Raw genomic sequence first — 13,815 nt, 5'->3', positions numbered from 1 at the left:
CAGAGACCGACGCTCAGGGGCCGACGGGCGAGTCCTGGCTGAACGTGTTCCACCAGCGGCCGTCGCGTTCGACCCACAGCGAGCTGATGTACATCGACTCCGTCTCGTCCCGGCCGGACGGCTGGTGGTCGGCGCGATAGCAGAGCAGCACCGAGTTCTCGGAGACCTCGATCAGCCGTGCGTCCACGATGGAGTACGCCATGGTGATCGGGCCGTCCGAGAGCTGTTCGGCGTGCTCTTCCCTGTTCGCGAACCCGGAGGGATACACGCCGAGGAAGTCCGCGGACAGGAGCTCGAGCTGGGCTTCCTGGTCACCGCTGACCTGGGTGTCCCAGACTCCTGACTCGAGGTCGACGAAGAACTGCGTGGTGTGCGCCGGCATCTGGTCATCCTCACATCTCCTCTGGCCTCAGCCCTCCCGCAGGGCCACCTCGACGGCCAGCAGGTCACCGCTGTCCGCGCCGTCCAACGCCTCGACGCGGAACACCGTCTCGCCGGGGGTACCCGCCTCGAGTACGGCCTCCGTGAGGTCGTACTCGTGCTCGGCCAGCCCCTCGCCGTCGGCCGGCACCGTCCGTGACGGGCCGACCTCGATGCCGTTGAGGAGGATCCGGCGTCGGCTGGCGGTGCGGTCGACGAAACGCGTCCGCACCAGGGCCGCGGCATCCGGGCAGCGGAGGCGGTACTCGAACCATCCTGTCGTGCTGCGCCAGTGCACCCCGTCGGCGCCGCCCGCGCGGGTCCGCTCCCCTCTGAATCCGTGGTCCACCTCCGGCTGCTGCTCGCCGGCCGTCACCTTGTCGAAGACGGCCGCTGCGGTGTCGGCGTCGTCGAGGGTCCGGAGCGCGGCCAGGGCACGGGACGGGTCGGCGTCGGCCGCGAAGTAGATGGTGTAGCGCTCGTCGTGGATGTTTGCGAAGGGTTCGAGCTGGACGACGGCGGGCACGAGCTCGCCGGACCGTTCGCGGAGCGCCTGGAGCTCGAACGTCAGGGTGCGCTCGTCGACGGCCGACACGGCCGACACGGCCGACTCCGGCGGCTGGGCGGCCACGACGCTGCTGCGCCGCATCGGAACCTTGGGGCCGTGGGCCACGTGCGCCATGCGGTCGGGCCCCGCGACAAGCCCTTCGAGGTCCGCGTCGCCATCGCGCGAGGCGAGCACGACGGGGCCGTAGCGGAACGCGACCCAGCCGGATCCGTCGGGCAGCGGCTCCGCGACGAGCCGGGGTGCGAGGTGGATGGTGACCGCCGTCGTCCCGCTCCAGGTCCGCGCGATCACTGCATATCCGTCGACGACGGCGGCGGCGACCGGCTCGTCGTCGACCCTCAGGTCCACGAGCTCCGCCCAGGACGGCACGCGAAGGCGCAGCGTGCGCGGCCGGGTCGCCTCAGAGGTGACCACGATCCTGGCCTGGTCGCGGAACGGCAGCTCGGTCGACAGCTCGACCCGCAGGCCCTCCTCCACCCAGTCGAGGACCGACGGCGTGTAGAGCTCGACGTGGAGGTCGGGCCCGTCGTGGGTGTAGATCAGCTCGTTGTACCGCGTGTGGCCTTCGAGGCCTGAGCCGACGCAGCACCACATGGACAGGTGCGGCCGGGAGTACACCCGGTAGTGCGCCGGCCGCATCGACGTGAAGTACACGAAGCCGCCGCGCCCGGGGTGGACCGACGAGACCACATGGTTGAAGAGCGCCCGCTCGGCGAACTCCACCGTGGCGCCGTCGTGCCCGCGGTCGAGCCGCAGGCGGGCCAGCTCGAGCATGTTGTGGGTGTTGCAGGTCTCCGGTCCCTCGCGGTCCGTCAGCACCTCGGTGAAGTCCGACGACGGATGGAAGTGCTCGCGCACGCTGTTCCCGCCGATCGCCAGCGTGCGGCGCTCGACGACCGAGGACCAGAAGGCGTCGGCCGCGGCGGCGAACCGCTCGGCGGCGGGGTCGCCGTCCGCGTTACCGTCCAGGCCGGCCAGGCGCTGGTAGCCCAGCACCTTGGGGATCTGCGTGTTGGCGTGGAGCCCGTCGAGCGGGTCTCCGCCGTCGGCCAGCGGGTCCAGCAGCTTGTGATGGGCCAGCCGCCGCCCCTCGGCCAGGAGGTCCTCGCGGCCGGTAAGTGCCCCCAGCTCCACGAACGCCTCGTTGAGTCCGCCGAACTCCGCGGTGAGGATCTGCTCGACCTGCTCGTCGGTGAGGGCCTTCGTGACCGACAGCCACCAGTCGGCCCAGCGCGTCGCCATGGTCAGCGCGCGCTCGGACCGCCCATGGGTCGCCGCGTCGATGAGGCCGGCGAGCGTCTTGTGCAGGTTGTAGACCGGGACCCACCGGCCGTTGAGGCCGAACAGGTCGGCGTCGATGCGCCCGGCGACGAGCTCCTCGCCCAGCGCCGGGCCATCAGGCACCCCGCCGACGTAGCCGGTACCTACCGCGTCCTGGCAGCGCTCCAGCACGTCGAGCAGGTGCTCCATGCGGTCGTGCAGCACGTCCTGGCCGGTCACCGCCCACAGCTTGGCGTGCGCGGACAGGACGTGACCGCCGATGTGGCCGTCGAGCCCCCCGCTCTCCCAGTCGCCGTACGGCTCGGCCGGGCTGTCGAGTCCCGCCGCGACGAGGAACGGGGCGAGGAGCCGGTCCAGGTCGATGTCGAGCACCGCCTCCAGCGCCCGCTGCTGGGCGGTCGCGAACGGTCCGGGGCCGAGCCGGACCGTACCCAGCGGGAAGATGCGGCCGGTGGTCGCGGGCCGTGCGGTGCTCATGGACAAACGTGGCTCCTTGGAAGATCGCACGGCGCCGTCGCCGTGCTGGGGCGCAGGTTCGCTGAAGTTACCTCAACCGGTTCGCTCATGGATCCAGGCGAGGTGCGCCCACAGCTCCGTCAACCGACAGGGACAGAGAACATATGTCACATGTCTCTTGAGTTCGAGTCGGAGATCGGATGTACTACGCATAACGGCTGAAGCGAGTGAGCCGAGGGCACCCCCAAACAACGATGTTCGGAGGAACTCAGATGAATCGCACGCCTCGGCGTCTCGTGACCACGCTCGCAGCCATGACCCTGGTGTGGGCATCGGCGCTCGTGAGCCCGACTCCCGCATCCGCCGCGACCAGCACCTACTACGCCTCGCCCAGTGGCAGCGGAACCGGCTGCGCCTCGAGCGCGCCGTGCTCGATCTCGCAGGTCAAGACCGCGGTCAGGCAGAACCAGAGCTCCGCGTCCCCGACCGACGTGGTGGTCGTGCTCGCCGGGGGCCGCTACGAGCTCTCCTCGCCGTTGAGCTTCACGGCCGCCGACGGCGGGCGCACCACGACGACCGTGCGCTGGACGGCCGCCCCGGGCGCGACCCCCGTCCTGACGGGCTCGACGACCGTCACCGGGTGGAGCTCGCACGACTCGGCGAAGAACATCTGGGTCGCCTCGACGCCCGTCGGGCAGGACACCCGTGACCTCTTCGTCAACGGCGTCGCGTCGCCCCGCGCATCGATGACCATCGCTCGCAGCGACATCCGGATGACCGCCACCGGATTCAACATCACGAACCCGGCGCTCAACTACCTCTCGAACCTGCCGCAGAAGAACCGGCTCGAGCTGCGCTCCATCGGGCACTTCACCGATCGCTACTCGCCCGTCTCGACCATCAACGGCACCACGGCGACGATGACCCAACCTGCGTGGAACAACAACCTCTGGGGGTACGACACCATGCAGGCCCCGATCTTCGGCGGACACGGGCTGAGCATCGAGAACTCTCTCTCGTTCATCTCCCAGCCGGGTCACTGGTACATCGATCCCTCAGCCGGACGCCTGTACCTGAAGCCCGCGAACGGCGTGCACCCGTCATCACTGGATGTGCAGCTTCCGCGGCTCGAGAGGCTCATCGACATCAGCGGCAACTACTCCAGCCCGGTACGAAACCTCAGCTTCGAGGGCCTCCAGCTCTCGGGAACCAGCTGGTTGGCGCCCTCGGGACCGAACGGCTACGCCGTGCAGCAGACCGGGACGTACCTCGCCGGGTCCTATTCGTACTACCCGTCCGACGCCATCACGAGCTGTTCCCAGGGCTGCGCCGCGTTCGAGCGAGCCCGTACGACATGGAACCAGTCGCCGGCGGCCGTCCAGGTCTCTGCGGCGACGGGAGTCTCGTTCATCGGCAACAGGTTCGTGAACCTCGGCCAGACCGCGCTCGGAATCGGCAACGACGCCAACGCTCACGCGAGCGGTGTGGGTCTGGGCGCGTCCGACATCGACGTCGTCGGGAACGTGTTCACCCAGCTCGGCGGAGGAGCCGTCGTCGCGGGCGGGGTCCGGGCCGATGCCCACCACCCCAGCGATCCGGCCATGACAAACTCGGACATCCTCATCCAGGCCAACACCGTGACGAAGACCTCCTTCACCTATCGGGAGAACTCCGGCTTCCTCTCGACCTACGTCGACAACGCGCGCATCCTGCAGAACGAGGTGTTCGACCTCCCCTACGACGCGATCGACATCGGGTTCGGCTGGGGCACGAACGACGCGGGCGGTTCCCAGGACTACGTCGACCGCGGGTACTACCAGCACAACCCGCGGTACTCGACCTCGACGACGTTCCGGAACAACGTCGTGGCGAACAACATGGTGCACGACACGAAGAGGATCTTCAGTGACGGTGGCGGCATCTACTCGCTCTCCGCGTCGCCGGGCACGGTGATCCGCGAGAACTACATGTACAACCTGCGGAACACGGTCGGGCTGTACCTGGACGAAGGATCGCGGTACATCACCGCGACGAACAACGTGATCCGCGACTCCAGCCCCTGGGTCTTCGCCAACACGGGCGGAACGCGCAACACGAAGGACAACACCGTCGACAACACCTGGCACATGGGTGGGGCCGTGCAGGGCGACTTCTCCGCGGGGACGAACAACCGCATCACGAACGACCACCCCGTGACCGGTTCGACCTGGCCCGCGGCGGCGCAGACGATCATCTGCAACGCCGGTGTGCCCGCTGAGTACCGCACGCCGCTCAACGCACCCGGATGCGCTACACAGGGCGGCACACAGATCGTCGGAGCGCCGTCCGGCCGCTGCATGGAGGTCCCAGGTTCGAGCACCAGCAACGGCGCACAGACGCAGCTGTGGGACTGCACCGGCGGTGCCAACCAGAGCTGGACCTACACCCCGAACAAGCAGCTGGTGGTGCACGGCAACAAGTGTCTGGACGCGAGCGGTCAGGGCACCAGCAACGGTACGGCCACGGTGATCTGGGACTGCAACGGCCAGGCCAACCAGCAATGGAACCTCAACCCGAACGGCACGATCACCGGCGTCCAGTCCGGGCTGTGCCTCGACGCCAGCGGATACGGCACCGCCAACGGCACCAAGCTCCACCTGTGGGCCTGCCACGGCGGAACCAACCAGCAATGGAGCCGCAGGTGAAGCGTGCTATGTGGTCCTGACCTCCGGCGTTCAGTTGCGCGCTACATCGATGGCTGTCAACATAGAGACTCATCGATGCACCAGGAGGAGGTCGACGATGACTGCTCTCACTCCGTCGAGTGCTGGCGGGCAGGAGTCCCATGCGATCGGCATGGACGCCGCGACCACCGTGGCTCTGACGCTCAAGGCCCTGGCCGAGCCCCTCCGCCTGCGGATGCTGTCGGCGATCGCCTCCAGCCCCGAGGGTGAGGTGACGGTCGGCGAGCTCGCGACCCTCACCGACGTCTCCCAACCCACGGTGTCCCACCACCTCAAGGTCTTGCGGGACGTCGGCCTCCTCACCGCCGACCGGCGCGGCACCTCGGTCTGGTACCGGATCAAGCCCGCCTACCGCGGTGCGGTGAACACCCTCCTGGACAGGTTCGCACCGGCGGCCATCGACGTGATGGAGACCCCGCACCTGACCGGGCTGGAGAGCGTGGAGCCGGCTCTCGACCGGATGGCCGCGTCCCTGGCCGAGCGGTTCCCCGGCACACCGCCCCGCGAGTGCGTCCGGGTGGTCCGCGAGTCGTACGCCGCGCTGGTGCGCCGCGGCGGCGAAGCCACCTACCTGGTCCCGCTCACGGAGCACTTCGCCCGGCAGCGGATCATCGACGCGGAGAAGGCCCACGCGCAGGAGACCGCGGCGGGCGGGGCGCACCGGCCGCAGGTCCTGTTCGTGTGCGTGGCCAACGCCGGACGCTCGCAGCTCGCCGCGGCCCTGATGCGGCACTACGCGGGCGATCGCGTCGTCGTCCGCTCCGCCGGATCGGCACCCGCCGCGGACGTGCACGCCGGTGTGCGCGCGCTGCTGGCGGAGCTGGGCGCCGCCACCGCGGCTGACGAGGTCGACGACGTGACCCGCTTCTACCCCAAGCCCCTGACCGACGACGCGGTCCGCGCCGCCGACGTCGTCGTCACCATGGGCTGCGGAGACGCGTGCCCCATCCTGCCCGGCAAGCGGTACGAGGACTGGATGGTCGGCGACCCGGCCCTGGCCTCGCCCGCCGGCGTCGCGGCGATCCGCGACGACCTGGACCAGCGGGTCCGCGCCCTGCTCGCCGACCTGGTACCCGAGACCACCTGACACCCCCAACCACCGGAGAACCTGATGAGCACCACCGAGCCCACCACCGAGTCCAAGCCCTCTGCCCTGTTCGTCTGCGTGCACAACGCGGGCCGCTCCCAGATGGCAGCCGGCTTCCTGCGGACGCTGTCCGGCGGCGCCGTCGAGGTGCGTTCGGCCGGGTCGATGCCCGCCGAGATGATCAACCCGACAGCGGTGGAGGCCATGCTCGAGAAGGGCATCGACATCCGCGCCGAGAAGCCCAAGGTGCTGACCAACAAGGCCGTGGAGGCCTCTGACGTGGTGATCACCATGGGCTGCGGAGACGCCTGCCCGTTCTACCCCGGCAAGCGGTACGAGGACTGGGAGCTGGAGGACCCGGCCGGTCAGGGCATCGAGTCGGTCCGCCCGATCCGCGACGACATCGAGAAGCGCGTCCGGAAGCTGCTGGCCGAGCTGGGCGTGGAGCCCACCGCGTGATGTCCCCCGAGGTGGCCGCTCTCGACACGCAAGCCGCCCCAGGGACACCGGCACATGCCCCGGCACTGCCGGCCCTGTGGCGCCGCGCGGTCGCCGAGGCCCTGGGCACGGGCCTCCTGGTCGCGATAGTGGTCGGGTCCGGGATCGCGGCGCAGAGCCTGTCGCCGGACGACGTCGGGCTACAGCTGCTGCAGAACAGCCTCGCCACGACCCTGGGGCTGGCCGTGCTGATCGCGGTGCTCGGTCCGGTCAGCGGCGCGCACTTCAACCCCGTGGTGACGCTCGTCGACTGGTTCACCGGGCGGCGTGACGGCACCGGGGTGCGTGCAGCCGACGGCGGTGTCTATGTCGTGGTGCAGATCGCGGGCGCGATCGGCGGCGCGATGCTGGCCAACGCCATGTTCGGCGTCCCGGCAGGCCTGTCCACCACGGTGCGCGCCACCGGGCCGCACCTGCTGGCCGAGGTCGTCGCGACGGCCGGGCTGGTCCTGGTGATCCTGGGGCTGCTGCGATCCGGGCGGGACGCCTGGATCCCGGCGTCCGTCGGCGCGTACATCGGGGCGGCCTACTGGTTCACCTCGTCGACGTCGTTCGCGAACCCGGCCGTGACGATCGGGCGCGTGTTCAGCGACACCTTCGCCGGGATCGCACCGCAGTCGGTGCTGCCGTTCCTTGCCGCACAGGTCGTGGGCGGGGTGCTGGCCGTCCTGCTCGCCACGGCGCTGTACCCGCTTGCGGACGTTGACCACGACCCGATCCACACACCCGAAGGAATCTGATGAGCACCTCGTCGCCACTCAAGATCGTCGTCGTCGGCTCGGTAGCGGCGGGCACCTCGGCCGCCGCCAAGGCCCGGCGCAACACCGAGACCGCCCGCATCACCGTGTACGAGCGCGACCACGACATCTCCTACTCCGGGTGCGGCCTGCCGTACTTCGTCGGCGGCGAGGTCGAGACCATCGACGAGCTCACCCCGCGCAACGCCGCATGGTTCAAGGCCCGCTACGACGTCGACGTCCGCACGGGCCACGAGGTCGTCGTCGTGGACGCCGCGGCGCAGAGCGTCACCGTGCGCGACCTCGCCACCGGGAACACGTTCGATGACACCTACGACGAGCTGATCCTGGCCACCGGCGTACGCAGCGTGGTCCCGCCGCTGCCTGGCGTGGACCTGCCCGGAGTGTTCAGGGTCCGCACACCGTCCGACGCGCGAGCGATCCGTGCGTGGGTGGAGGAGCGTCCGGTGCGCCGTGCGGTCGTGATCGGCGCCGGGTACATCGGGCTGGAGATGACCGAGCAGCTCACCGAGCGCGGCGTCGAGGTGACCGTGGTCGAGGCGCTCGAGCACGCGATGCCCCGGATGGACGCGGACATGTCCGCGCGGGTGGACGCAGAGCTCCGCAAGCACGACGTCGACCTGCGCCTGGGCGCACGTGTCGCCGCGATCGAGGGCGACGAGGCAGGAGTGACCGGCGTGCGCGTCGGCTCGGCGGACGACGGCGACACCGTACCCGCCGACCTGGTGATCGTCTCGGTGGGTGTGCGCCCGAACCTGGAGCTCGCGGAGCAGGCCGGCGTGACGATCGGCCGGACGGGTGCGATCGCCGTCGACCGGCAGGGGCGCACCGATGTGGCGCACGTGTGGGCGGTCGGGGACGTGGCCGAGTCGTTCAACCTGATCACCGGCGAGCCGGCCTGGGTGCCGCTGGGGTCGACGGCGAACAAGATGGGCCGCATCACCGGTGACGCGATCACGGGCGGCACCCTGGAGCACCGGGGCATCCTCGGCACGTCGATCGTGCGGGTCTTCGACGTCGCGGTGGCCCAGACCGGGCTCACCGAGGACCAGGCCCGTGCGGCCGGGTACGACGTCGAGGTGCTGCACAACATCAAGCCCGACCGACCCGAGTACCTGGGCGGCAAGTCGCTGCTCATCAAGGCTGTCGCGGACCGCGCCTCAGGCCGGCTGCTCGGCGCGCAGGCGATCGGGGCTTCAGGCGCGGACAAGCGGATCGACATCCTGGCCACCGCGATCACCTACGGGGCCGACGTCGCCGACCTGTTCCACCTGGACCTGGCCTACTCCCCCACCTACGCCACGACCAAGGACCCCGTGCACTACACGGGCATGGCGCTGGAGAACGCGATCCGCGGAAGTGCGCCGCTGATCACGCCCGTGGAGCTGGAGCGGCGCCGGGCCGACGGCGAGAAGGTTCAGGTCGTCGACGTCCGCTCGGCGAAGGATCGGGCCAAGGGTTTCGTGGACGGGTCCGTCCACATCCCGCTGGCCGAGCTGCGCGCACGGTCCGGCGAGCTGGACCCGGCCGCGCTGACCGTGACGTACTGCAACAAGGGCGTCACCGGGAACGCCGGGCAGAACGTGCTGCGCAACCTCGGGTTCGAGCAGGTCGTCAACCTCTCGGGCGGCAACAAGAACTACCAGGCCTGGGCTGCGGGTCGCTAGCCGAAGCGGCTATAGCCAGGGGGCGTGAGTCCGGGCAGGTGCCCGGGACTCACGCCCCCTGTGTTGCGGTCCGGTCGTCAGTCGCTGGAGCGACCGTGCTCGACGCCGGTCGCGAACCCGACCTTGACCGGCTCGGGCTCAGCCGTCCCGCATCCTGAGGCCGGCTCGGCCGTGCTACCGCAGCCGGACGCTGCCTCAGCGGGTGCGCCCAGTCCGAGCGTGACCGTCTGCGGGCCCGACGGCGTCGCGCAGCATCCGCCGTTGGTCGCGCCGGCCAGAGCCTCGGCGGAGACCACGCCGTCCGCGTCGGCGGCGAACGCCAGGTCCGAGGAGCAGACGCCGGTCTGCGGCAGGTTCAGCTCGACGGCGTCGGCCGCCGCCCGGTCCCCGGCCAGCGCCGCGACCACGGACCGCACCTGCTCGTACCCGGTGGCCAGCAGGAACGTGGGCGCCCGGCCGTAGGACTTCATGCCGACCAGGTAGAACCCGTCGTCCGGGTGCTTCAGCTCGGTCTCGCCGTGCGCGGGCACGGTGCCGCAGGAGTGGTGGTTGGGGTCGATGAGCGAAGCGATCTGGCGCGGCGCCTCGACGACGGGGTCCAGGTCGAGGCGGACCTCGCGCAGCATGTTCAGGTCGGGCCGGAAGCCGGTCGCGTTGACGATCGTGTCGACGGCCAGGTCGAGCCCGCCGTCGGTGCCGTCCTTGCGTGCCGTGCCCAGCACACGCACGGGGCCCGAGGCCTCGGGCTCCAGCCGCTCGATCGCGACGCGCGTGAGCAGCTCGACGCGCCCAGCCTCGACGGCGTCGCGCAGGCGCGTGCCGAGCAGGCCGCGGGCGGGCAGCTCGTCGTCGCTGCCGCCGCCGTACAGGCGGCGCGCCGAGCCCCCGCGGATGGCCCAGACGATGCGTGTGGTCGGCTCGTCCTTGGCCAGCTCGACCAGGCTCAGCAGGGTGTTCGCCGCGGAGTGGCCCATGCCGACCACGAGGGCGGTCCGGCCCGCGAACCGCTCGCGGTCGGAGCCCAGCACGTCCGGCAGGGCGCCGGTCAGGTGCCCGGCGGCGTGCTCCTCGCCGATCGCGGGCAGGCCCGAGAGCCCGAGCGGGTTGGGCATGCCGTACGTGCCCGAGGCGTCGATCACCGCGCTGGCGCGGGTCTCGTGCACCTCGTCGCCGGCGGTGTACCGCACCAGGTACGGCCGACGCTCACGGCCGAGGGACCGGGACCGGTCGGCCCCGTCCCTGGCGACGTCGGAGACCCGCGCGCCGTAGCGGACGTGGTCGCCCAGGACTCCGGCCAGCGGTGCCAGGTAGTTCTCGACCAGGTCGCTGCCGGTCGGCAGCGCGTCCGGGTTCGGCTCGACCCAGCCGGTCCCGGCGAGCAGACGGCGGGCGGCGGCGTCGATGTCGTACTGCCACGGGGAGAACAGTCGGACGTGCCCCCAGGAGGCGACGGCGGCGGCCGGGCCGTTCCCGGCTTCCAGCACGAGGGGCTCCAGGCCGCGTTCCAGCAGGTGCGCCGCGGCGGCAAGGCCGACCGGCCCGCCGCCGATGACGACGACGGGCAGGTTCTCGCGGGACGTCTCGGTCATGACCGACTCCTCAGATCGAAGGTTCTCGATGGATCAACGAGAGCAACATATCCACATTCTTCAATACGTGGCAAGATGGAGTCCATGACCACGACCCTCGCCCTGGCCGACCCGCCGCACACCGTCCCGGTGCCGGCGTCTGGCGCCTGCTGTGCACCGCTGGTCCGTGAGGCGGCCGATCCGCAGACCGCCATCGAGATCGCTCATGTGTTCAAGGCGCTGAGCGACCCCACTCGCGTGCGGCTGCTCTCGATCGTCGCCGCGCACGACGGCGGCGAGGCGTGCGTGTGCGACCTCACCGAACCGGTCGGCCTGTCCCAGCCCACGGTGAGCCACCACCTCAAGCTGCTCGTCGAGGCCGGCCTGCTCACCCGTGAGCAGCGCGGGAAGTGGGGCTACTACTCGGTGGTGCCGGGCGCGTTGAACCGGCTCGGGGTGCTGCTCACCGACGCGACAAGCTGACAGCCGCTGGGTTCCCGCTGGGTCAGGTAGGTGTATCCGCCCGCCGACCGGTGCGGTACCTCGACGACGGCCGGATCAGTCCGTCTTGTCGGAGTGCCCCAGAGATCTGCCCGGAGCGATGATGTCCCGTACGCGGCGCTTCAGCTCCGTGATCTCAGGAAACCCGCCGTCGCGCTTGCGGTTCCACACCCGTTCGTCTCCGACCTCGATCCGGAACACCCCACCCGTGGATGGCACGATCGCTACCTCGCCGATCTCGTCCGAGAACGTCTGCAACAGCTCCCCGGCGTACCACTGGGCGCGCAGCTGCCAGCGGCACTGGGTGCAATAGGTGATCACGATGCGTGGCATGGGCATGCGGCCACTGTGCCACGCGCCGTCGTACGACCTGGTCGACGTGCTCAGGTGGTGAACCAGACGATGAGCGGCTGCCTCACGTGGGGGTGGTGGCCGGGTCGGTGCCGGTGGGGCACGCGCACCGGTCGCGGGCTGCGACCCGACCACCTCCGGTCAGTCCACGTTGATCGAGACGGTCTGCCAGCCCGACGCCCCGTCGGGAGCCGGCGGCGCCTTGGTCTCGGTCTGGACCTGCCCGTCCGAGTCCGTGGCCCGCACCGCCAGGCTGTGGTAGCCGGCCTCCAGATCGATCGAGACGTGCCACTGGCGCCACGTGTCGGGGCCCACCGTCTCTGCGAGCTCGGCGGTGACCCAGTCGCCGCCGTCGGCCCGGACCTCGACCTTGCTGATGCCGGTGTGCTGCGCCCAGGCCACGCCGGCCACGGTCACGGCGCCGGCGGACACGGACGTGGACAAGCGCGGCACGTCGATGCGCGAGGCGATCTTGATCGGCCCCAGTGCGGACCAGCCGCGCGGGGTCCAGTAACCCTCATCGGCATCGAAGGTGGTCACCTCCAGCGAGGTCACCCACTTGGTCGCCGAGACGTACCCGTACAACCCGGGCACCACCAGCCGCGCGGGGAAGCCGTGCTCTTCGGGCAGCGGCTCGCCGTTCATGCCGATCGCGAGCAGGCTCTCGCGGTCCGGGTCCTGGAGCACCTCCAGCGGCGTACCGGCGCTGAACCCGTCGTCGCTGCGGGAGAGCACCATGTCGGCGCCGGCCTGAGGCTTGGCCCGTTCCAGGAGCGCGCGGATCGGGTAGCCGAGCCAGAGGGCGTTGCCGACCAGGTCGCCGCCCACGGCGTTGCTCACGCACGAGAGAGTGACGTAGTGCTCCTCCATCGGCAGCTCCATGAGCTCGTCCCAGGTGAGCGTGAACGGCTCGTCCACCAGACCACGGACCTCCAGCGACCAGTCCTGCGGGTTCAGCTGCGGCACGATCAGCGCGGTGTCGATGCGGTAGAAGTCCGAGTTCGGGGTGACGTACGGCGCCAGGTCGTCGAGCTTCAGGTCGGCCCCGGCAGGCACCGGCGGCGCCGGTGTGCGCGCAGCGGGCAGGCGGAGCTTCTCCCGCACGGCGCTGATCGCGGTCGAGCCCATCGACAGCACGCGCGAGCCGGCCAGCGCGAGCACAGCGACACCCAAGGTGATGCCAGATACGGTCAGGAAGCCACGACGGTCCACGGCGCCGCCCGGAGGCTCCCCCGCCGAGGCCTCGCTCCGCCCCGGCACAGGCCGCAGCCGCGCCACGACGGCACGCAGCAGGAGCACCGCGGCGCCCAGCCCGATGGCGCTGGGCAGTGCCCACAGCGGCGTCGCGCTCGGGCGCAGCACCGCCACCACGACCCCGACGACGCCGACGACTCCCACCAGGACCGCGCCCACCGGCGGGCGGCGCAGCTCCAGCCAGCCCGCGAGAGCCGCCCCCAGGGCCAGCACCGCGCCCATCGTGGCGAGCAGCACGACCTTGTCGTTGGTGCCGAACCACTCCACGGCAACATCCTTGAGCCATGGGGGCACGGCGTCGACCACGGCGGCGCCGCCTGCGAACAGCGTGCTGGCACCGGGTGCGACGACCGCGGCAACGAGCTCCGCGACGGCCAGCCCGGCGGCACCGGCGAGCGCGCCCCCGAGCGCGGCCCAGCCCACGCCGCCCGGAGAGCGTTCGGCCGAGGGCGCGGCGGGGCTCTCAGTTGCCTGTGTCATGGGCTTGGCGTGAACTCGTTGCTCTCTGCCGCGCCGGCCGGCGCGGCTGCCACTGGCAGGCCCACCAGCGCCGCTGTGGCAGCGAAGAGAGCGAGTCTTGGAGTACGCATATCCGATCCCCCTTTGTGCTGGCGGCAAAGCTGCCGCCTGAGCAGGACCTAGGAGGTTCGGAGCGGGAGACGATCAGGATGGGTCAGGGCTGC

Annotated in this window: 11 protein-coding genes; 6 read left to right on the top strand and 5 right to left on the bottom strand. The window is 70.7% G+C overall.

The window, feature by feature from the left end:
* Positions 1 to 13: 13 nt before the first annotated feature.
* On the bottom strand, positions 14 to 382 hold the full coding sequence (locus ACQEVI_RS17545; protein ID WP_432901107.1) for a DUF4440 domain-containing protein: 369 nt from the start codon (positions 380 to 382) through the stop codon (positions 14 to 16).
* A gap of 27 nt (positions 383 to 409) precedes the next feature.
* Positions 410 to 2,746, bottom strand: coding sequence for a beta-L-arabinofuranosidase domain-containing protein (locus tag ACQEVI_RS17540; RefSeq protein ID WP_432901105.1), 2,337 nt, complete (start codon positions 2,744 to 2,746; stop codon positions 410 to 412).
* A gap of 251 nt (positions 2,747 to 2,997) precedes the next feature.
* Between ACQEVI_RS17540 and ACQEVI_RS17535 the strand changes: the two genes are divergently transcribed.
* From ACQEVI_RS17535 to ACQEVI_RS17515, 5 genes are all read left to right on the top strand, one after another.
* Positions 2,998 to 5,409, top strand: a complete 2,412-nt coding sequence (locus ACQEVI_RS17535; RefSeq protein WP_432901103.1) for an RICIN domain-containing protein — start codon at positions 2,998 to 3,000, stop codon at positions 5,407 to 5,409.
* Between the two features lie 97 nt (positions 5,410 to 5,506).
* Positions 5,507 to 6,535 carry a metalloregulator ArsR/SmtB family transcription factor gene (locus ACQEVI_RS17530; protein WP_432901101.1) on the top strand — a complete coding sequence of 343 codons (1,029 nt, stop codon included), beginning with the start codon at positions 5,507 to 5,509 and terminating at the stop codon, positions 6,533 to 6,535.
* A 24-nt stretch (positions 6,536 to 6,559) separates the two neighbouring features.
* Entirely contained in the window at positions 6,560 to 6,994 is a 435-nt protein-coding gene (locus tag ACQEVI_RS17525; protein ID WP_432901099.1) for an arsenate reductase ArsC, read from the top strand.
* Entirely contained in the window at positions 6,994 to 7,773 is a 780-nt protein-coding gene (locus tag ACQEVI_RS17520; protein ID WP_432905986.1) for an aquaporin, read from the top strand. The genes ACQEVI_RS17525 and ACQEVI_RS17520 overlap by 1 nt, the downstream gene beginning before the upstream one ends.
* Positions 7,773 to 9,458: an FAD-dependent oxidoreductase gene (locus ACQEVI_RS17515; RefSeq protein ID WP_432901098.1), complete on the top strand. Its 1,686-nt coding sequence runs from the start codon at positions 7,773 to 7,775 to the stop codon at positions 9,456 to 9,458. The genes ACQEVI_RS17520 and ACQEVI_RS17515 overlap by 1 nt, the downstream gene beginning before the upstream one ends.
* A gap of 77 nt (positions 9,459 to 9,535) precedes the next feature.
* Here ACQEVI_RS17515 and ACQEVI_RS17510 read toward each other — a convergent pair whose 3' ends face one another.
* On the bottom strand, positions 9,536 to 11,047 hold the full coding sequence (locus tag ACQEVI_RS17510) for an FAD-dependent oxidoreductase (protein WP_432901096.1): 1,512 nt from the start codon (positions 11,045 to 11,047) through the stop codon (positions 9,536 to 9,538).
* An 84-nt stretch (positions 11,048 to 11,131) separates the two neighbouring features.
* Between ACQEVI_RS17510 and ACQEVI_RS17505 the strand changes: the two genes are divergently transcribed.
* A complete protein-coding gene (locus ACQEVI_RS17505) occupies positions 11,132 to 11,509 on the top strand; it encodes an ArsR/SmtB family transcription factor (protein WP_377138380.1) in 378 nt (125 codons plus the stop codon).
* Positions 11,510 to 11,584: 75 nt separating this feature from the next.
* Here the strand turns inward: ACQEVI_RS17505 and ACQEVI_RS17500 are convergent, their stop codons facing one another.
* Both ACQEVI_RS17500 and ACQEVI_RS17495 read right to left on the bottom strand, forming a co-directional pair.
* Positions 11,585 to 11,866 carry a SelT/SelW/SelH family protein gene (locus tag ACQEVI_RS17500; RefSeq protein ID WP_432901093.1) on the bottom strand — a complete coding sequence of 94 codons (282 nt, stop codon included), beginning with the start codon at positions 11,864 to 11,866 and terminating at the stop codon, positions 11,585 to 11,587.
* 153 nt (positions 11,867 to 12,019) lie between these two features.
* The gene (locus ACQEVI_RS17495; RefSeq protein ID WP_432901091.1) at positions 12,020 to 13,612 is read right to left on the bottom strand and encodes a molybdopterin-dependent oxidoreductase; all 1,593 of its coding nucleotides are present in this window, start codon (positions 13,610 to 13,612) and stop codon (positions 12,020 to 12,022) included.
* Positions 13,613 to 13,815 lie beyond the last annotated feature (203 nt).

The organism is Promicromonospora sp. CA-289599 (genome assembly GCF_050936155.1).
In the GTDB taxonomy this organism is placed as follows: domain Bacteria; phylum Actinomycetota; class Actinomycetes; order Actinomycetales; family Cellulomonadaceae; genus Promicromonospora.
The sequence above is the reverse complement of the archived record's forward strand: the minus strand, read 5'-3'. Positions and strand labels throughout refer to the sequence as shown.